Genomic DNA, 19654 nt, shown 5'->3' with positions numbered 1-19654 from the left:
ATGGGCCTGCAGGGCGGGCGCCGGGGGGCTGCCCGGCCGGCGGCGCGGCGCTACACTGAGCGATTGGCGCGCTTGCGGCGCGAAGACCGACGAGAGAGACAGGACCCCCCCGATGAGCACCCACGGCAAGACTCCCAAGCTGCGCTCGCGCGCATGGTTCGACAATCCCGACAATCCGGGGATGACCGCGCTCTACCTCGAGCGCATGATGAACTTCGGCCTCACGCTGGAGGAGCTGCAGAAGAGCGGCAAGCCGATCATCGGCATCGCCCAGACCGGCAGCGATCTGTCGCCCTGCAACCGGCACCACCTCGACCTGGCCAGCCGGGTCCGCGACGGCATTCGCGACGCGGGCGGCATCCCGATCGAGTTCCCGGTCCACCCGATCCAGGAGACGACCAAGCGGCCCACGGCGGCGCTCGACCGCAACCTGGCCTACCTTGGCCTGGTCGAGTGCCTGTACGGCTACATGTTCGACGGCGTCGTGCTGACCACCGGCTGCGACAAGACCACCCCGGCGATGATCATGGGCGCGGCCACCGTCGACATCCCGGCGATCGTGCTGTCGGGCGGGCCGATGCTGAACGGCTACTACAACGGCGGCCTGGCCGGCTCGGGCACCGTGGTGTGGTTCGCGCGCCAGGAACTTGCCGCCGGCCGCATCGACTACGACCAGTTCCTCGAGATGGTCGCCGCCTCGGCGCCCTCGGTCGGCCACTGCAACACGATGGGCACCGCGCTTTCGATGAACTCGATGGCCGAGGCGCTCGGCATGTCGCTGCCCGGCTGCGCGGCGATTCCCGGGCCCTACCGCGAGCGCGGCCAGATGGCCTACCACACCGGCCGGCGCATCGTCGAGATGGTCCACGAGGACCTGCGGCCGTCGAAGATCCTGACCCGCGAGGCCTTCGAGAACGCGATCGTCGCGGCCAGCGCGCTCGGCGCGTCGACCAACTGCCCGCCGCACGTCAACGCGATCGCGCGGCACGCCGGCGTGCCGCTAGAGGTGCGCGACTGGGACCGGATCGGCTACGACATCCCGCTGCTGGTCAACTGCATGCCGGCAGGCCAGTACCTCGGCGAGGACTTCCACCGGGCGGGCGGCGTGCCGGCGGTCATGCACGAGCTGCTGAAGGCCGGCAAGCTGCGCGCCGGGGCGATCACCGTGACCGGCCGCCCGATCGGCGAGCTCTACGCGGACTCGCCCTCGTCCAACCGCGACGTGATCCGGTCCTACGAGGAGCCGATGCTCCACGAGGCCGGCTTCGCCGTGCTGTCGGGCAACCTGTTCGAGTCGGCAGTCATGAAGACCTCGGTGATCTCGCCCGAGTTCCGCCAGCGCTACCTCGAGAACCCTGCCGACCCGAACGCCTTCGAGGGCCGGGCGATCGTGTTCGAGGGCCCCGAGGACTACCACCACCGGATCAACGACCCGTCGCTGAACATCGACGCCGACTGCATGCTGTTCATCCGCGGCGTCGGACCGGTCGGCTACCCGGGGGCCGCCGAGGTGGTCAACATGCTGCCGCCCGACGCGCTGGTCAGGCAGGGCATCACGATGCTGCCCTGCATCGGCGACGGCCGGCAGTCCGGCACCTCCGGAAGCCCGTCCATCCTGAACGCCTCGCCCGAGTCGGCGGTGGGCGGCGGGCTGGCGCTGCTGCAGACCGGCGACCGCGTGCGCATCGACCTGAACGCGCGCACGGCGAACATCCTGATCAGCGACGAGGAGTACGCGCGGCGCAAGGCGGCCTGGCGCCCGCCCGAGCTGGTCAGCCAGACGCCCTGGCAGGAGCTGCACCGCCGGACCGTGGGCCAGTTGCAGGACGGCGGCTGCCTGGACTTCGCGGTCAGCTACCAGCGCATCGACCAGACGCACGGCGTTCCGCGCGACAACCACTGACCACCGGGAGGCGGCCGGCGGGCGCCCCGGCCGCGCCGGCGCTCCCCGGGATTTCCCCGGGGCGCGTCGGTGCTCGTTTGCGCCCGTTCCGGATTCCCGCAATAATCGCCGCTCTGCGCAACGCCCGACAGGCAAAGAACCTCGGACAAGATGGCAGGCGACAACGATTACATCCTGGAGACAAGGAACCTCGTCAAGGAGTTCCGCGGCTTCGTGGCGGTCAACGACGTGAACCTGCGCGTCAAGCGCGGGCAGATCCACGCCCTGATCGGTCCGAACGGCGCGGGCAAGACGACGGTCTTCAACCTCCTGACCAAGTTCCTGATCCCCACCTCGGGGAAGATCCTCTTCAACGGCCAGGACATCACGTTCGAGAAGCCCGCGCAGGTCGCGCGGCGCGGCATCGTCCGTTCGTTCCAGATCTCGGCCACGTTCCCGCACCTGTCGGTGCTCGAGAACGTCCGGATCGGCCTGCAGCGGGCGCAGGGAACCTCCTTCCACTTCTGGCGGCCGGCCAGCATGCTCGACGCGCTGAACGACCGCGCGCTCGAGCTGCTCGACACCGTGGGCCTGCGCGAGTTCGCCGACTACGTGACCGTCGAGCTGCCCTACGGCCGCAAGCGGGCGCTCGAGATCGCGACCACGCTGGCGACCAATCCCGAGCTGATGCTGCTCGACGAGCCGACCCAGGGCATGGGCCACGAGGACGTCGATCGCGTCACGCAGCTGATCAAGAAGGTGTCCGAGAACCGCACCATCCTGATGGTCGAGCACAACATGAACGTGGTCTCGAGCATCGCCGACACGATCAGCGTGCTTCAGCGCGGGCAGGTGATCGCCGAAGGCCCGTACGACACCGTGTCGAAGGACCCGCAGGTGCTCGAGGCCTACATGGGCAGCGCCGACGAGGCTCTGGCGGGGGCGCACCATGGCTGACAAGCCGACCGAATTCCTACGCATCACCGACCTGCACGCCTTCTACGGCGAGTCGCACATCCTTCACGGCGTCGATCTCGTCGTGAACCGTGGCGAGGTGGTCACGCTGCTCGGGCGCAACGGCGCGGGCCGCACCACCACGATGAAATCGATCATGGGGCTGGTGGGCAGGCGCACCGGCTCGATCATGATCAACGGCACCGAGGCGGTGAACCTGCCGCCGCACGCGATCGCCCGGCTCGGCCTCGGCTACTGCCCGGAGGAGCGCGGCATCTTCGCCAGCCTGAGCTGCGAGGAGAACCTGATGCTGCCCCCGGCGGTTGCCTCGGGCGGCATGGGCCTGGACGAGATCTACGAGATGTTCCCGAACCTGAAGGAACGTCGCAACAGCCCCGGCACCCGCCTGTCCGGCGGCGAGCAGCAGATGCTGGCGGTCGCCCGCATCCTTCGCACCGGCGCGAAGCTGCTGCTGCTCGACGAGATCTCCGAGGGCCTGGCGCCGGTCATCGTGCAGACGCTGGCGCGCATGATCAAGATGCTTCGCGAGAAGGGCTTCACGATCATCATGGTCGAGCAGAACTTCCGCTTCGCGGCGCCGCTGGCGGATCGTTTCTACGTGATGGAGCACGGCCAGATCGTCGAAGGCTTCGAGGCCGCCGAGCTCGAACAGAAAATGGACATGCTGCACGAGTACCTCGGGGTCTGAGGCGTGCGAGCTCGAATGGCGCACCGTCTGGGCGCTTGAACCGGTCTGGAGACCGCTTAGTCAGTTGGAGGAGTAAGACAATGAAACGCAAACTCACGTCGGTCCTGGTCGGTGCGGCGCTGGCCGCGATGGCGGGTGCCGCCTCGGCGCAGATCTCGGACGGCGTCGTCAAGATCGGCGTCCTGAACGACATGTCGGGCCTGTACGCCGACATCGCGGGCCCGGGCTCGGTCGTTGCCGCCAAGCTCGCGGTCGAGGATTTCCAGAAGACCTCGAAAGCTGGCCTCAAGATCGAGATCGTCTCGGCCGACCACCAGAACAAGCCCGACGTCGGCTCGACGGTCGCGCGCCAGTGGTACGACACCCAGCAGGTCGACGCGATCGCCGACGTGCCGACCTCGTCGGTCGCGCTGGCGATCAGCCAGGTCACCCGCGACAAGGGCAAGGCCTTCCTGAACTCGGGCGCGGCCACCTCCGACCTGACCGGCAAGGCCTGCTCGCCGAACACGGTGCACTGGACCTACGACACCTGGATGCTGGCCAACGGCACCGGTGCGGCGATCGTCAAGACCGGCGGCGACAGCTGGTTCTTCCTGACCGCCGACTACGCGTTCGGTCACGCGCTCGAGCGCGACACCGAGGCGGTCGTGCTGAAGAACGGCGGCAAGGTGCTCGGCAAGGTCCGCCATCCGTTCCCGGGCCAGGACTTCTCGTCCTTCCTGCTGCAGGCGCAGGCCTCGAAGGCCAAGATCATCGGCCTGGCCAACGCCGGCGGCGACACGATCAACTCGATCAAGCAGGCGGCCGAGTTCGGCATCGTCGCGGGCGGCCAGAACCTGGCCGGCATGCTGATGTTCCTGACCGACGTCAAGGCGCTGGGCCTGCAGACCTCGCAGGGCCTGATCTTCACGACCAGCTTCTACTGGGACCGCGACGACGCCAGCCGCGCCTGGTCCAAGCGCTTCATGGACCAGCACGGCGGCAAGCCGCCGACGATGGTCCAGGCCGGCGTCTACGGGGCGGTGCTGCACTACCTGAAGGCGGTCGAGGCGGCCAACACCGACGACGGCACCAAGGTCGTCGCGAAGATGAAGGAGCTGCCGACCGACGACCCGCTGTTCGGCAAGGGCACGGTCCGGGCCGACGGCCGCAAGATCCACCCGGCCTACCTGGTCGAGGTCAAGAAGCCGGCCGAGTCGAAGGGCCCGTGGGACCTGCTGAAGATCCGCACCACGATCCCCGCCGACCAGGCCTTCCGTCCGCTGGCCGACGGCGGCTGCCCGCTGGTCAAGTGATCTGGCAAGGCTGACGTAGTCCCGACCGCCGGGTGCCTTTGGCGCCCGGCGGTTCGCTGTACCCCCTGGCAACTCTCAACGGGCTTCGCGGATGGAGATCTTCGGCGTACCGACGCAGGTGCTGTTCGGACAGCTGCTGATCGGCCTGATCAACGGGTCGTTCTACGCACTTCTGTCGCTCGGCCTGGCCGTCATCTTCGGCCTGCTGAACATCATCAATTTCACCCACGGCGCGCAGTACATGATGGGCGCGTTCGTGGCCTATCTGCTGCTGAACAAGCTCGGCATCGGCTACTGGTGGTCGCTGCTGATCGCGCCGATCATCGTGGGTGCCACCGGCGTGATCATCGAGCGCACGATGCTGCAGCGCCTGTACAAGCTCGACCACCTGTACGGCCTGCTGCTCACCTTCGGCATCGCGCTGATCATCCAGGGCCTGTTCCGCAACGAATACGGCTCGTCGGGCCAGCCCTACCGGGTCCCGGCCGAACTCACCGGCGGCACCAACCTGGGCTTCATGTTCCTGCCGAACTACCGCGCCTGGGTCGTCGTCGCCTCGCTGATCGTGTGCCTGGCGACCTGGTTCGTGATCGAGCGCACCAAGCTCGGCGCCTACCTGCGCGCGGCCACCGAGAACCCCTCGCTGGTCCAGGCCTTCGGCATCAACGTGCCGCGCATGATCACCCTCACCTACGGCTTCGGCGTCGGGCTCGCCGCGCTGGCCGGCGTGATGGCCGCCCCGATCTACCAGGTCAGCCCCCAGATGGGTTCCGACCTGATCATCGTCGTGTTCGCGGTCGTCGTCATCGGCGGCATGGGCTCGATCATGGGCTCGATCGTCACCGGCTTCGGCCTGGGACTGATCGAGGGCCTGACCAAGGTCTTCTACCCCGAGGCCTCGAACACGGTGATCTTCGTGATCATGGCGATCGTCCTCCTGCTCAGGCCTGCCGGTCTGTTCGGCACCCAGAAATAAGGCTGTCATGGCTCAGACGCAATCCCTAGCGCCGGCCGGGGCCGGCGACAACCGCCACCAGCGCATCGCCTTCATCGCGATGGCGGCGTTCTTCGCGATCGCCCCGCTGTTCGTCTATCCGGTCTTTCTGATGAAGGTGATGTGCTTCGCGCTGTTCGCGTGCGCCTTCAACCTGCTGATCGGTTACGTAGGCCTGCTGTCCTTCGGCCACGCGATGTTCTTCGGCATGGCCGGTTACGTGTCGGCGCATGCGGCCAAGGTCTGGGGCGTCACGCCCGAGCTCGCGATCCTGCTCGGCACGTTCTGCTCGGCGGTGCTCGGCTGGGTCGCGGGCTACCTCGCGATCAAGCGGCAGGGCATCTACTTCGCGATGATCACGCTGGCGCTCGCCCAGATGGTCTTCTTCTTCGCGCTTCAGGCGCCGTTCACCGGCGGCGAGGACGGCATCCAGGGCGTGCCGCGCGGAAACCTGTTCGGCATCTTCGACCTGAGCACGGCCGCCGGCATGTACCCGGTCGTGCTGGTGATCTTCCTGGGCGGCTTCCTGATGATCTGGCGTATCGTCAACTCGCCCTTCGGCCAGATCCTGAAGGCGATCCGCGAGAACGAGCCGCGCGCGCTGTCGCTCGGCTACGACACCGACCGCTACAAGCACGTGGCCTTCGTGTTGTCGGCCACGCTGGCCGGCCTGGCGGGGGGCACGAAGGCGCTGGTCTTCCAGCTGGCTTCCTTGACCGACGTCCACTGGTCGATGTCGGGCGAGGTGGTGCTGATGACGCTGCTGGGCGGCCTCGGCACGCTGTTCGGGCCGGTCGTCGGCGCGGCGGTGATCGTGTCGATGCAGAACTACCTGGCGCAACTCGGCGCCTGGGTCACGATCGTGCAGGGCGTCATCTTCGTGATCTGCGTGCTGGCCTTCCGGCGCGGCATCGTCGGCGAGATCGCCAACATCATCAAGAAGCCGCTCTGAGCGTTGTTGCCCGGCCGGCGGCGGGGGCGCCTGCTTCGGTCCGGGCGGAACCCGCGGTCCGGCCGTTCGGCCGGACTTCTCTGCGCTGCTCGCGCTTGCGGCCTAGGCGCGCAACTCGCTTCGCTCACTGCGTTCGCTACGCTCGGACAGGGCGCGCCAAGTCAGATTTCACGAAGCGCGCTGCGCGCGCGGGCCGCAAGCGCTGTGCGGCTCGACGCGGGTTCTTACGCGCCCGGACCGAAGCACGCGCCCCCGCCACCGGCCTCTTTGTCGGCTGTGGACTTGTTGACAGTTAGGGACGGGGTGCGCTCCGCTCGGGTCGCCTCGAGTCGAATCGGATCGCGGACCGCAATCGGTATCCAGCCCAGGCGGGCGTCCCGCGCTTCGCGCCTGCCTTGACGGCGCCGAGCCGCGCAGGAGCCGCGGCCAGCGCGCGCAGCGCGCATCCACTTCTGACTTGGCGCGCCCTGTCCGAACGAAGCGAACGAAGTGAGCGCAGTGAGTTGCGCGCCAGGCCGCGACTCCGAGCAGCGAGGGCAGTCCGGCCCTCAGGGCCGGGTCGCCGCCACGACAGGCGCGAAGCACGGGGCGCCCGCCTGGGCCGCCCCAAGCGTCGAAGCCGGAGCCGAGCCCGAGCCCGAGCCCGAGAGAGTCAGTCCACCACCGTCTGCGACTGCTCCCGCATGTACAGCGGCAGGTACCAGAACGAGCCGATCGCCTTGCCGGTGCTGCCGCTGGCCTTCCAGCCGCCGAAGGGCTGGTAGCCGGGCCAGGCGCCGGTCGTGGCGCCCTGCGGCCGGTTGACGTAGACGACGCCGGCCTCGATCCGCTCCAGGAAGTGCGGGATCTCGTCGACGCCGCCGTAGAAGCCGGCGGTCAGGCCGTAGTCGGACGCGTTGGCCAGCGCGATCGCCTCGTCGACCGAGTCCACCTCGTCGACCAGCACCAGCGGCGCGAACTGCTCCTCGCGCCAGACGTAGTGGTCGCGCGGCGCGGCGGCCACGGTGGGCGCCACGAACCAGCCGCGATCGAGCCCCTTCTCGGTGAGCACACGGCCGCCGGTCAGGATGCTGCCGGCCTCGGCGATCGCGTCGACCGCCCGCCGATAACGCTCGCGCGCCGAGCGGTTGATCACCGGGCCCATCCAGTTCTCGCGCACGGTCGGGTCGCCGACCTTGATCGCCTCGGTCAGCGCGACCAGGCGCTCGCGCAGCTCGCCGGCCGCGCCACGCTGCACGTAGATCCGCGAGCAGGCCGAGCACTTCTGGCCCTGCAGGCCGAAGGCCGAGCGGACGATGCCCGCGGCAGCGCGCTCCAGGTCGGCGCGGTCGCTGACGATCGCCGCGTTCTTGCCGCCCATCTCGGCGATGCAGGGCCGGGGCCAGCGGCCGCCGGCGAACTCGCGCGCGATCGCCATCCCGACCTGGGCCGAGCCGGTGAACGTGATCCCCGCCACCTCGGGATGACTGGCCAGGGCCTCGCCGATCGTGCTGCCCGGGCCGGTCACGTGGTTCAGCACGCCGTCGGGAAGCCCGGCGTCGCGGAAGGCCTGCATCAGCAGGGTGCCGCTCCAGGCGGTGTCGGATGCGGTCTTGAAGACGACGGTGTTGCCGGTGACCAGCGCCGCGCCCACCGGGCCGCCTGCCAGCGCGAACGGGAAGTTGAACGGTGCGATCACCGCCCAGACTCCGTAGGGGCGCAGCAGCGTGCGGTTGCGGCTGGTGAAGCCTGCCAGCGGATCGTTGGGCAGCCTGCGGTCGAAGCCCTCGTTCTCCTCCATCCGGTCGCAGTACCAGCTGATCAGGTCGGCAGTCTCCTGGACCTCGCCGAGCGACTCCATGCGGTTCTTGCCGACCTCGATCGCCAGGCAGGCCGACATCGTCCAGACCCGCTCCTCGATCAGCGCGGCCGCGCCGCGCAGGATCGCGACCCGGTCGCGCCACGGCATGCGCGACCAGGCCGGGAAGGCGTCGCGCGCCGCCCGGACGGCCTGCCCGGCGTGGGCGGCGGTGCCGTTCTGGAAGCGACCCAGCAGCAGGTCGCGATCGATCGGCGATCGCAGCTCGAAGCGCTCGTCGGCGCTCACGTCGTGGGCGCCGATCCGCATCGCGTGCTCGTCGCCCATCGCCGCCCGCGCCTCGGCGAGGGCGGCCTCGAAGCGCTCGTGCAGCGATTGCGGCGGATCGAACATCGTCGAGTAGGTCAGGCGGTAGCCCGTGTCGGCGCCGCCGCTGTTCTTCTGCTCGGTCATCGGTAAGCTCTCCACTACGGTCAGTGGGACGATGTTAGCAGCGCAGGGGCGTGCGGGCCGGCAGCGGCGGTGCGCGGCCGGGCGTTTCCATGCAAGGCGAAGGGAGACCTGGAACATGGCAAGGATCGAATCCGTCGAGGCGGGGCACTACCGGATCGCGCCGGAGTCGGCGATCGCCGACAGCACGCACGGCGACATCCTCGCCTTCGAGCTGAACACGGTACGGATCCGCGATGCCGACGGCGCCGAGGGCATGGGCTACACCTTCACCGTCGGCCGCAACGGCGCGGCGATCGACGCCACGCTGAGGATCGAGGTCGCCGAGCTGCTGCGGGGCGAGCCTGCCGACGACATCGCGAGGCTCTGGCACCGCCTGTGGTGGGGCATGCACTACGGCGGGCGGGGCGGCGCCGCGGTGCTGGCCCTGTCGGCCGCCGACATCGCGCTCTGGGACCTGAAGGCCAGGCGCGCAGGCCTGCCGTTATGGAACCTGCTCGGCGGCTTCGACCCGGCCGTGCCCTGCTACGCAGGCGGCATCGACCTTAAGCTCGACGTGGACGCGCTGCTCGCGCAGACCGAGCGCAACCTCGCCCGGGGCTTTCGCGCGATCAAGATGAAGGTCGGCCGGCCCCGGCTGTCGGAGGATGTCGAACGCCTGCGGGCGATGCGCGAGCACCTCGGCGACGGTTTTCCGCTGATGGTCGACGCCAACATGAAGTGGGGCATCGACGAGGCGATCCGCGCCGCGCGCGCGCTGGCGCGCTGGGAGCCGCTCTGGCTCGAGGAGCCGATCGTTCCTGACGATCCGGCGGGCCACGCGCGCGTGCTGCGCGAGGGCGGCCTGCCGATCGCGGCCGGCGAGAACTTGCGCAGCGTCTGGGAGTTCCGGCAACTGATCGCGGCGGGCGGCGTCAGCTATCCGGAGCCCGACGTCACGAATTGCGGCGGCGTCACCGCATTCATGAAGATCGCGCACCTGGCCGAGGCCTTCAACCTGCCGGTCACCTCGCACGGCGCGCACGAGCTGACCGTGCACCTGCTGGCGGCCTGCCCGAACCGGAGCTGGCTCGAGGCGCACGGATTCGGTCTGGAGCGCTTCGTGGCCGAGCCGCTGCGAATCGTCGACGGCAAGGCGGTGGCGCCCGACCGGCCCGGGCACGGCATCGAACTGGACTGGCGCGCGCTCGAGGCCTGCCGCGCCTGAGGCGTCGCGCGCCGCCGGTGGCACGGGCGGCGCGGGCCGGAGCAGGGCCGGAGCAGGGCCGGAGCAGGGCCGCGCGAGGCGAAGCGGCATGGCGGATCGGCAGGCGCGGGCGCATAATCGCGCCTTGTCCCGGATCCCGCGAGCGGCGTGCGGCATATCCTTCCCGTTGCGAACGTCTTCGGCCTGCTGTCCATCGTCTTCGCCCTGACGATGCTGGTGCCGCTGATCGACTCGCTGTCGCAGTCCGACGGCGTGGCCGGCGTCTATCTCGAGTCGATCGCGATTACGCTGGCCGGCGGCGCGCTTCTGGCGGGCCTCAGCTGGCGCCACCGCCGCGAGCTGCACGCGCGCGACGCCTTCCTGCTGGTGTCGATGGTCTGGGTCGGGCTGCCTGCCTTCGCCACGCTGCCGCTGATGCTCCATTTCTCGGCCGCCGGCACGCCGCTGTCGTTCACCGACGCCTACTTCGAGACGGTGTCGGCGATGACCACGACCGGGGCCACTACGCTCAGCGGCCTCGACGCGCTTCCGCCATCGATCAATTTCTGGCGTTGCCTGATGCAGTGGCTGGGCGGCATGGGCATCCTGGTGCTGGCGGTGGCGATCCTGCCGCTGGTGGGCAGCGGCGGCATGAACCTGTTCCGCGCCGAGAGCGCCGGGCCGCTGAAGGACACCAAGCTCACGCCCCGGATCACCGAGACAGCCAAGGGCCTGTGGACCGTGTATTGCGGCATCTCGCTCGCCTGCCTGCTCGCCTACCGCGCGGGCGGCATGACCTGGCCCGACGCCTGGATGCACATGTTCACGACGATGAGCCTGGGCGGCCTGTCGAGCCACGACGCGAGCTTCGGCTACTTCCAGTCGCCTCTGCTGGAGTGGATCGCCGTGTTCTTCATGCTGGTGGCGAGCTGCAACTTCGCGGTCTACTTCATCGCGGCGTACCGGCGCTCCCTGGCGCCGATCCTGCGCAGCCTCGAGACCCGGATGACGCTGGCCACGATGCTGAGCGCGAGCCTTCTGGTCGCCGTCTACCTGTTCGCCCACGGCATATACGACGATCCGCTCGAGGCGCTGCGCTACGCGACCTTCAACCTGGTATCGGTCGCTTCCACGACCGGTTTCGCCTCGACGGACTACGCGACCTGGCCAGTCTTCGCTCCGATCCTGATGATCCTGCTGTCCAGCTTCGCGACCTCGGCCGGATCGACCGGCGCCGGCATCAAGATGATCCGCGCGATCATCCTGGCCCAGCAGGCGGTTCGGGAGCTCGCGAGGATCCACCATCCGAAGGCGACGCTGCCGCTGCGGGTGGAGGGAGGCACGGTCGAGAACAAGGTGGTCTTCTCGGTGCTCGCATTCATGCTGATGTACGGCACCACCGTGATCGTGACCACGCTGCTGCTGATCTTCTCGGGCCTGGAGCCGGTGACCGCGTTCACGGCCATCCTGGCCTGCGTGAACAACATGGGTCCCGGCCTCGGGCCGGTAGGCCCGGCCGGCAACTACGCCGTGCTGACCGACTTCGAGACCTGGGTCTGTACTGTCGCGATGCTGCTCGGCAGGCTGGAGATGTTCAGCCTGCTGGTGCTGCTCACGCCCGGTTTCTGGCGCCGCTGAGCCGGCGACGGGCTCAGCCCGCCTGCCCGGCCTTGCCCGCGGTGGCCGGCGTGGCCGGGCGCGACACCAGGAACTGGCTGGCCACCGTGGCCGCGATCAGGCCGAGCCCGATCAGGTCGGTGAACAGCCCCGGCTTGATGAGCACGAAGGCCGCAGCGACCAGCATCGCGCGCTCCCAGATCCGGGTGGCCCCGAAGAAGAAGTAGTTGTGCAGGCCGCCGGCCAGGCAGATCACGCCCACCGTGGCGGTCACGATCGTCTGCAGGATCGTGGTCGTTTCGCCGATCAGCAGCAGCGACGGCCCGTAGACGAACATGAACGGGATGATGTACCCGGTGAGCCCCAGCTTGACCGCCGCCCAGCTGCTCTCCATGAGCCCCGCGCGAGAGATGCCGTTGGCCGCGTACACCGCCATCGCGACCGGGGGGGTGATCGCCGACAGCACCGCGAAGTACAGCACGAACAGGTGCGCCGCCTCGACCTGCACGCCGAGCTTGACCAGCGCCGGAACCAGCAGCGCGACCTGCACGATGTAGGCCGGCGTGGTGGGCAGGCCCATGCCCAGCACGATGCCGGCGGCCATGGTCAGGACCAGTGCCAGGATCAGCGAGTTCTGCGAGATCGCCAGCACCACGCCGGTGAAGGTGAGGCCCAGGCCGGTCAGCGTGATCGTGCCGATCACGATGCCCGCGCAGGCGCAGGCCAGCGCGACCACCACGGTGTTCTTCGCGCCGGCCTCGAGCGCCTCGAAGATCACCGGGATCGTGAAGGTCTTGCGGGTGTTCGCGCGCAGCCAGGTGGTGGGCACCACGGACAGGATCCCGCACAGCGCCGCGAAGGCCGCGCTGAAGCCCACCAGCAGCACGCCGATGATGATCGCCAGCGGCAGGAACAGGTGGCCGCGCTCGCGCAGCACTTGCCCCACGCGCGGCAGGTCGGGCTTGGGCAGGCCGACCAGGCCCATGCGGCGCGCCTCGAAGTGCACCGCCATGAACACCGCGAGGTAGTACAGGATGGCCGGCAGGATCGCGAACGCCGCCACGTTCAGGTAGGACACGCCGAGGAACTCGGCCATCACGAAGGCAGCCGCGCCCATGATCGGCGGCATCAGCTGGCCGCCGGTCGACGCCACCGCCTCGACCGCGCCCGAGAACGCGGGCCGGTAGCCGGTGCGGGCCATCAGCGGGATCGTGAAGGTGCCGGTGGTCATCACGTTGGCCACCGCGCTGCCCGACACGGTGCCGAACAGGCTGCTGGTGATGATCGCCACCTTGGCCGGTCCGCCCGAGGTGTGGCCGGCCAGGGCCAGCGCGAAGTCCATGAAGAGCTGCCCGGCGCCGCTGCGCTCGACGAAGGCGCCGAACAGGATGAACAGCATCACGTAGGTGGCCGACACGTACAGCGGGATGCCGAAGATGCCCTCGGTCGTCAGGTACAGCTGATCGAGCATGATGCCGACCGACTGGCCGCCCACGGTCAGGCCGTACACCAGGAAGGCGATCGCCGTGATCGGCAGCGCCCAGCCGGTGGCTCGCCGGGTGGCCTCGAGCAGCAGCAGGATCAGCCCGCCGCCGAACACGTAATCGAGGATCACCGGGTCGTCGACGTAGTACATCCGGTTCTGGATGTATTCGAGCACCGCGGTCGGGTACAGCGCCGAGGCCGCCGCGGCGATCAGCAGCAGCAGGTCGAACACGCCCGGCTCGCGCCTGCCGAAACCCGGGAACATCAGGAAGGCCAGCATCAGCGCGAAGGCCAGGTGCAGGCCACGCATCACGTAGGCGTCGGGAGGGCCGACGAAGGCCACGTACAGATGGAAGGCCGACATGCCGACGCCGATCAGCGTCAGCAGCCAGCGAGTCAGGGAGGCGGGCAGCGCGAACATCGGGGGTTCCTCGGCGGTTCCGGAAGGCACAACGACAACGGCCCGCCGTCAGGCCGGTTTGCCGACGGCGGGCCGCGAAGGCCGCGAAAGCGGCCCGGCGCTTACATCACGCCCTGTTCCTTGTAGAACTTGGCCGCGCCCTTGTGGAGCGGCACGCCGATGTCCTCGGCCATGATCTTGGGCGTGGTCTTGCCCATCACCTTGGCGATCGCGGTCAGGTCGGCGTTGTTGGCGACCATGCCCTTGAGCACGTTGTAGACGACGTTTTCGTCGAGGTCGCAGCGCGCGATCAGGTGCGTCGCGTAGCCGACGGCCTGGACGTCCTTGTCCTGCTTCGGATAGCTGCCGGCAGGGATCGTCAGCTTCGTGTAGCCCGGGTTCAGCTTGCGCATGTCGGCGAACTTGTCGTCGGGCATCGACAGCAGGCGGATGTCGCGCGCCGAGGCGAGGTCCATGATCGACGAAGCCGGCACCGTGGTGCCGAGCGTGAACAGTTGCGCGTTGTTGTCCTTCATCAGCGACACGGCGTCGGTGTAGGACACGTGGCTCACGCGCGCGGCATCGCTGTACTTCAGGCCGTAGACCTGCAGGGCCTGGACCGTGATGAACTCGGCCGTGTTGCCCTTCGGCTGGACCGCGATCGGCTTGCCCTTGATGTCGGCCAGCGAGTTGATGCCCGAGTCGGCGTTGACGACGATCTGGAAATACTGCGGATAGAGCGTCGCGACGTTGCAGACGTTCTTGGCCGGGGTGTCGAAGGGTGCGCGGCCGGCGACGCCGTCGACCGTGGAGATCGAGTTGCCGAAGCCCATGTCGGCCTTGCCGGCCTCGACTGCCTTCACGTTGGCGATGCCCGCGCCGGGCAGCACCTGGACCTTGATGCCTGCGGTCTTGTCCGCGATGTTGGCGATCGCGCCGCCCAGCGGATACCACGAGCCGCCCTGCGGGCCGGTCATCAGGCGGACCTGCTGGGCCTGGGCCGCGCCGGCCCCGGCGAGTGCAGCGCCGATGGCGGCGGCGATCGCGATCTGCTTCGGTTTGAAGTTCATTTTTTCTCCTCCTGGCGATGAGAGCGGATTGGGGGCCGCGCGGGCGCGGCCCCCGTGAAGCGCATGGTATTACAGGTCGGCGGGCCGCGTCCCGCCGGCCCCCTCGCGGCGCTCGGCCTCAGTACGGCCCGGGCTCCGGGCCGCACGGTCGCTCAGCCGCCGCGCGACGCGGTTTCGGCCTGGAAGCGCTGCGTGGCGTCCTCGACCGCCTTCGAGTGGACCGCGGCCAGCTCGGGACGAGCCGCGCGCGCCCGCGCGGACGCGGCCATGGTGGGCTCGTGGTGCCCCTGGAAGTGCGGGAACACGTGGCGCGCGATCAGGTCGTAGCTGCGGCGCGTGGCGTCGAAGTTCGCCCAGTTGTGCGCGAGCATCAGGTAGGCGCCGAAGCCGCCGTTCGACTGCTGCCAGAGCCGGTCGATCTGCGCCTTGACCATGTCGGGCGTGCCGATCGCGCCGAAGCCCGAGTCGTTGATGAAGGAGATCATCTCCTTCACGTTGTTGCCCGGCACGGCCATCTGCGGGAACGCGGCGACCGCCTGGAAGTAGTCGAACCACTGCTCGATGCCGTACTCGACGTCGCGATAGGCCTGCTCCATCGTCTCGGCGCAGTGCACCAGGCCCACCAGCCGCCACTTGCTGCGGTCGACCTGCGTGCCGTAGTGGGCGGCCTGCTGCTCCATCACGTTCCAGTGCAGCGCCAGCGCGTCGAAGCCGGCAGCGGTGGTCGCGCCGATCGACAGCAGCCCCACGCCGTGCATGCCTGCGAGCTTGGGGCCGGTCGGCGACGCCACGGCCGCCACCGCCACGTCGAACAGCGGATTCGAGTAGGGGCGCAGGTGCAGGCGAGCGTCGCGCAGGTCCCAGCGGTCGTTCTTGAAGGTGACCGGCTCCTCCGAGCGCAGCAGCTTCATGATGACGCCGAGGCCGTCCTCCAGCAGGCCGCGGGTCTGCGACTGCGACAGCCCGATCATGATGCCGTCGCTCGGCAGCGAGCCCGGCCCCACACCGAGCATCACCCGGCCGCGGGTCAGGTGGTCGAGCTGCACGATGCGCTCGGCGACCCAAAGCGGGTTGTGATAGGACACGCTGACCACGCCGGTGCCGAGCCGGATGTGCCGCGTGCGCTGCGAGGCCACTGCCATGAAGATCTCGGGCGAGGCGCTGATCTCGGTGCCGGCGGAGTGGTGCTCGCCGCACCAGGCCTCGTCGTAGCCGCATCGATCGAGCCACTGGATCAGCTCCAGGTCCTGCTCGAGCGCGAGCGTCGGGTTGATGCCGGGCTTGTGGAAAGGCGCCAGGAAGATCCCGAAGCGCATGCGGTGACTCATCGTGTGCTCCTCCGTCGTGGGTGTGGTCTCGCAGACCGGTCCCGGCCGCCCAGGCGAGCCGCCGGAACCGGAAACGCCATGCCGAATGTTTCTTCGATTCTGGCGAGTCGCTTATAACGCGCTGCGATTCGCGGTGTCCACAGTATCCTTGCGGACCGGGTGGCGAGCGTTTCGTTCGCCGCGCGTTTGGCGGCATGCTCCGGCCTCGCGCGTATATCTTGGCTTGCAGGGCGAACTCGATCGGGAAGGGAATCGGCATGGCGGACTCACCCCTCATCGTCGGCATCGGCGGAACCACTCGGGTCGGATCCACGTCCGAGCGCGCGCTCGCGACCGCGCTGAAGCGGGCCGAGGCGATGGGCTGCGCCACGATGGCCTTCGGCGCCGGGGCGATGCCTGTCGAGCCCTACGACCCGTCGCGCCCCGAGCGCAGCGAGCAGGCGGCGGCGCTGGTCGCCGCGCTCCGGCGCGCCGACGGCGTGATCATCGCCACCCCCGCCTACCACGGCGGAATCTCCGGGCTGGTGAAGAACGCGATCGACTTCGTCGAGGACATGCGCGACGACGCGCGCGTCTACTTCGAGGGGCGGGCGGTCGGCTGCATCGTCTGCGCGGACGGGCCGCAGGCCATGGGTTCCACGATGGCCTCGCTGCGCGGCATCGTCCACGCGCTGCGCGGATGGCCCACGCCCTACGGCGCGGCGCTCAATTCCCGCGCCCGCCCGTTCGGCGGCGAGGGGGTCGAGGCCGACCCGGCCGCGATCCGCGCCTGCGAGATGGTCGCCGAAGAGGTCGTCGCGTTCGCGCGGATGATCGGGCGCCGCTGACGAGCGGCACGCGCCCGATCCCCGGGAATTCCCCCACGCGTCGCCGGGTTTCGTTGACGGCCCCCTGGCGGGGCTGTTCCAATCCGCGCTCCTCTCCAGGGGAGTAGCCGGCACCGGATCTCGCGATCGCGGTGCCGCGGCATCGTCATTACGGTGCCGGTCGGGCTGGCAACCGACCGGTCGCCCGGTGTCGCGATCCGCAGCGCCTGCGCGCCGCGGTCGGCAAGACCAGCGAGGACCTTCGACAAAACCGTCGTCCGGCCCCTGCCAGGCCGGGGAAAAGGTCTTCCCGATGATCTCCATCGGCACGCCGTTGCTGTGGTCGCTGTTCGCGGCCTTCGTCCTGGTCGCGCTGGCGATCGACTTTCTCGCGATGAACCGCCAGGGCGCGCATGCCGTCAGCATGCGCGAGGCCGGGATCTGGTCGGTGATCTGGGTGGCCGTCTCCTTCGTGTTCGTCGGCTGGCTCTGGTGGTACCTGGGGGGCACCTCGGGCGATGCGGCCGCGCGCGAAGTGGCGGACGCCAAGGCGCTCGAGTTCGTGACCGGCTACCTGGTCGAGAAGGCGCTCGCGGTCGACAACATCTTCGTGTTCCTGATGCTGTTCACCTACTTCGCGGTGCCGCCGGAGTTCCAGAAGCGGGTGCTGATGATCGGCATCCTCGGCGCGCTGGTGCTGCGCGCGGTGATGATCCTGATCGGCGCCTGGCTGATCTCGCAGTTCCACTGGGTCATGTACGTGTTCGGCGCCTTCCTGGTCTTCACCGGCATCAAGATGTGGTGGGCCGCCGGCCAGGAGCCCGACCTCGACTCGAACCCGGCGCTGCGCTGGATCAACCGGCACATGAAGATCTCGCCGCGCTACGACGGCGAGCGCTTCTTCACGATGGAGAACGGCGTGCGGATGGCCACGCCGCTGTTCGTGGTGATCATGCTGATCGGCATCGTCGACGTCGTGTTCGCGGTCGACTCGATCCCGGCGATCTTCGCGATCACCACCGACCCGTTCATCGTGCTGACCTCGAACGTTTTCGCGATCCTGGGCCTGCGCGCGATGTACTTCCTGCTGGCCGGCATGCACGAGCGCTTCCACCTGCTGTCCTACGGCCTGGCCGTGGTGCTGGTGTTCATCGGCACGAAGATGCTGCTGATCGACGTCTACAAGATCCCGATCGTCTGGTCGCTCGGCTTCACCGTGACGGTGCTGGCGGTCACGATGCTGCTGTCGCTGCGCATCCCGGCGCGGCCGGGCGAGGCGGGCAGCGCCTTCCCGTTCCGCGCGAAGAAGCGCGAGCCCCAGTCGTCGCAGCCGTCGAACTGAAGCGAGCGGGCCGATCGCCGCCCGCCTGGGCGGCGATCGGGGCAGTGCGCGGAGGGAAAAACGAAACGGCCGCCTTAGGCAGCCGTTTCGCGAGCATTCTGGTCGGGGTGAGAGGATTCGAACCTCCGGCCTCTACGTCCCGAACGTAGCGCTCTACCAGGCTAAGCTACACCCCGAGGAAGGTGCGTCGATCCGACTGCTTGGGCCGCGAATGTCGGGAGAACCGGCCGTTGCCGCAGGGGCTGAAAAACGGCGCCTGAGGCGCCTTCAGCGATCCCGCGAGATCGAGTAAGTCGGCAAGTATAGCAGGGCTTCGCGACAGGCGGAAGCGGACTCTTCGACCGGGCTTCCCGACAGCAGGGTTCCCAGCGCGGCCAGCGCCGCGTCGGACTCCTGGCGCGCCCGCTCCCGCGCATAGTCGAGCGCGCCGGTACGGCGGATCGCCGCGAGGATCGGGTCGAAGGCCTCGGTGTGTCCCTGCTCGATCGCCGTGCGCACCAGCGTGCGCTCGCCGGCGTTGCCGTGGGCCATCACGTGGATCAGCGGCAGGGTGGGCTTGCCCTCGCGCAGGTCGTCGCCGACCGTCTTGCCGATGTCGGCGGTCACGCCCGAGTAGTCGAGCACGTCGTCGATCAGCTGGAAGGCGGTGCCGAGCCTGCGGCCGTACTCGGCCGCGGCGGCCTCGGCCTCGGGGGACGCGCCGCACAGGATCGCCCCGATCTGGGCGGCCGCTTCGAAGAGCCGGGCGGTCTTGTAGCGGATCACCTGCAGGTAGCGGGCCTCGTCGGTGTCCGGGTCGTTGCAGTTGATCAGCTGCAGCACCTCGCCTTCGGCGATCGTGTTGGTCGCGTCGGCGAGCACGCGCATGATCCGCATGTCGTCGACCTCGACCATCATCTGGAAGGCGCGCGAGTAGAGGAAGTCGCCGACCAGCACCGAAGCCGCGTTGCCGAAGGCGGCGTTGGCAGTCTGGCGGCCGCGGCGCAGCTCGGATTCGTCGACGACGTCGTCGTGCAGCAGCGTGGCGGTGTGGATGAACTCGACGACCGCCGCGAGCAGCCAGTGGTGGCCGGGGCCCCTGTAGCCGAGCGCCCTGGCCACGAGCAGCAGCAGCACCGGACGCAGCCGCTTGCCGCCGGCGCCGATGATGTAGTCGGCCACGGTGTTGATCAGCGCGACCTCGGAGCCGAGCCGCTCGCGGATCACTCGGTCGGTCTGGGCCAGGTCGGGCGCGAGGGCTGGGAAGAGGTCGGCGGGTTTCATTGTCGTGCCGTCGGAACCGGGCGATTATAGACGCCCCCTGATGGTCTTTGACTCTCGGCTTTCCTTAAGGGATAATGTAGGGTTTTCGGTTCCCGGCTGCCGGGTTCGCGTTCGCCCATACGG

General features: G+C 69.0%; 15 protein-coding genes and 1 tRNA gene. 10 read left to right on the top strand and 6 right to left on the bottom strand.

Annotated elements, in window-relative coordinates; all coding sequences use genetic code 11:
• Positions 1 to 112: 112 nt before the first annotated feature.
• The 6 genes from M6I34_RS09605 to M6I34_RS09580 all read left to right on the top strand — a co-directional run bounded on the left by M6I34_RS09605 (position 113) and on the right by M6I34_RS09580 (position 6786).
• On the top strand, positions 113 to 1903 hold the full coding sequence (locus M6I34_RS09605; RefSeq protein ID WP_272485466.1) for an IlvD/Edd family dehydratase: 1791 nt from the start codon (positions 113 to 115) through the stop codon (positions 1901 to 1903).
• 150 nt (positions 1904 to 2053) lie between these two features.
• Positions 2054 to 2839, top strand: coding sequence for an ABC transporter ATP-binding protein (locus M6I34_RS09600; protein ID WP_272485465.1), 786 nt, complete (start codon positions 2054 to 2056; stop codon positions 2837 to 2839).
• Positions 2832 to 3545, top strand: coding sequence for an ABC transporter ATP-binding protein (locus M6I34_RS09595; RefSeq protein WP_272485464.1), 714 nt, complete (start codon positions 2832 to 2834; stop codon positions 3543 to 3545). The genes M6I34_RS09600 and M6I34_RS09595 overlap by 8 nt, the downstream gene beginning before the upstream one ends.
• Before the next feature lie 80 nt (positions 3546 to 3625).
• Positions 3626 to 4840 carry an ABC transporter substrate-binding protein gene (locus M6I34_RS09590; protein ID WP_272485463.1) on the top strand — a complete coding sequence of 405 codons (1215 nt, stop codon included), beginning with the start codon at positions 3626 to 3628 and terminating at the stop codon, positions 4838 to 4840.
• A 91-nt stretch (positions 4841 to 4931) separates the two neighbouring features.
• Positions 4932 to 5816 carry a branched-chain amino acid ABC transporter permease gene (locus M6I34_RS09585; RefSeq protein ID WP_272485462.1) on the top strand — a complete coding sequence of 295 codons (885 nt, stop codon included), beginning with the start codon at positions 4932 to 4934 and terminating at the stop codon, positions 5814 to 5816.
• A 79-nt stretch (positions 5817 to 5895) separates the two neighbouring features.
• Positions 5896 to 6786 carry a branched-chain amino acid ABC transporter permease gene (locus M6I34_RS09580; protein ID WP_272486647.1) on the top strand — a complete coding sequence of 297 codons (891 nt, stop codon included), beginning with the start codon at positions 5896 to 5898 and terminating at the stop codon, positions 6784 to 6786.
• A gap of 652 nt (positions 6787 to 7438) precedes the next feature.
• Here the strand turns inward: M6I34_RS09580 and M6I34_RS09575 are convergent.
• On the bottom strand, positions 7439 to 9037 hold the full coding sequence (locus M6I34_RS09575) for an aldehyde dehydrogenase family protein (RefSeq protein WP_272485461.1): 1599 nt from the start codon (positions 9035 to 9037) through the stop codon (positions 7439 to 7441).
• 115 nt (positions 9038 to 9152) lie between these two features.
• On the opposite strand from M6I34_RS09575, the gene M6I34_RS09570 reads away from it, so the two are divergent.
• Both M6I34_RS09570 and M6I34_RS09565 read left to right on the top strand, forming a co-directional pair.
• Entirely contained in the window at positions 9153 to 10241 is a 1089-nt protein-coding gene (locus tag M6I34_RS09570) for a mandelate racemase/muconate lactonizing enzyme family protein (RefSeq protein ID WP_272485460.1), read from the top strand.
• Positions 10242 to 10388: 147 nt separating this feature from the next.
• Positions 10389 to 11858 (top strand): TrkH family potassium uptake protein, encoded by a 1470-nt coding sequence (locus M6I34_RS09565; protein ID WP_272485459.1) that lies wholly within the window; start codon positions 10389 to 10391, stop codon positions 11856 to 11858.
• Positions 11859 to 11871: 13 nt separating this feature from the next.
• Here M6I34_RS09565 and M6I34_RS09560 read toward each other — a convergent pair whose 3' ends face one another.
• The 3 genes from M6I34_RS09560 to M6I34_RS09550 form a co-directional block, all read right to left on the bottom strand.
• Entirely contained in the window at positions 11872 to 13743 is a 1872-nt protein-coding gene (locus M6I34_RS09560; protein WP_272485458.1) for a TRAP transporter permease, read from the bottom strand.
• A gap of 101 nt (positions 13744 to 13844) precedes the next feature.
• Complete coding sequence (locus tag M6I34_RS09555; RefSeq protein ID WP_272485457.1) at positions 13845 to 14792, bottom strand: TAXI family TRAP transporter solute-binding subunit; 948 nt, start codon at positions 14790 to 14792, stop codon at positions 13845 to 13847.
• A 152-nt stretch (positions 14793 to 14944) separates the two neighbouring features.
• Positions 14945 to 16120: an LLM class flavin-dependent oxidoreductase gene (locus tag M6I34_RS09550; protein WP_272485456.1), complete on the bottom strand. Its 1176-nt coding sequence runs from the start codon at positions 16118 to 16120 to the stop codon at positions 14945 to 14947.
• A gap of 257 nt (positions 16121 to 16377) precedes the next feature.
• Here M6I34_RS09550 and M6I34_RS09545 point away from each other — a divergent pair, with 257 nt between their 5' ends.
• Complete coding sequence (locus tag M6I34_RS09545; RefSeq protein ID WP_272485455.1) at positions 16378 to 16947, top strand: NADPH-dependent FMN reductase; 570 nt, start codon at positions 16378 to 16380, stop codon at positions 16945 to 16947.
• Positions 16948 to 17239: 292 nt separating this feature from the next.
• On the top strand, positions 17240 to 18268 hold the full coding sequence (locus M6I34_RS09540; RefSeq protein ID WP_272485454.1) for a TerC family protein: 1029 nt from the start codon (positions 17240 to 17242) through the stop codon (positions 18266 to 18268).
• Positions 18269 to 18367: 99 nt separating this feature from the next.
• On the opposite strand, the gene M6I34_RS09535 is transcribed toward M6I34_RS09540, so the two are convergent.
• A tRNA-Pro gene (locus tag M6I34_RS09535) sits at positions 18368 to 18444 on the bottom strand.
• Positions 18445 to 18535: 91 nt separating this feature from the next.
• Positions 18536 to 19531, bottom strand: coding sequence for a polyprenyl synthetase family protein (locus M6I34_RS09530; RefSeq protein ID WP_272485453.1), 996 nt, complete (start codon positions 19529 to 19531; stop codon positions 18536 to 18538).
• Positions 19532 to 19654 lie beyond the last annotated feature (123 nt).

It is taken from the genome of Zeimonas sediminis (genome assembly GCF_023721795.1).
Lineage (GTDB): Bacteria > Pseudomonadota > Gammaproteobacteria > Burkholderiales > Burkholderiaceae_E > Zeimonas > Zeimonas sediminis.
This window is presented reverse-complemented; position numbering and strand designations above follow the sequence as displayed.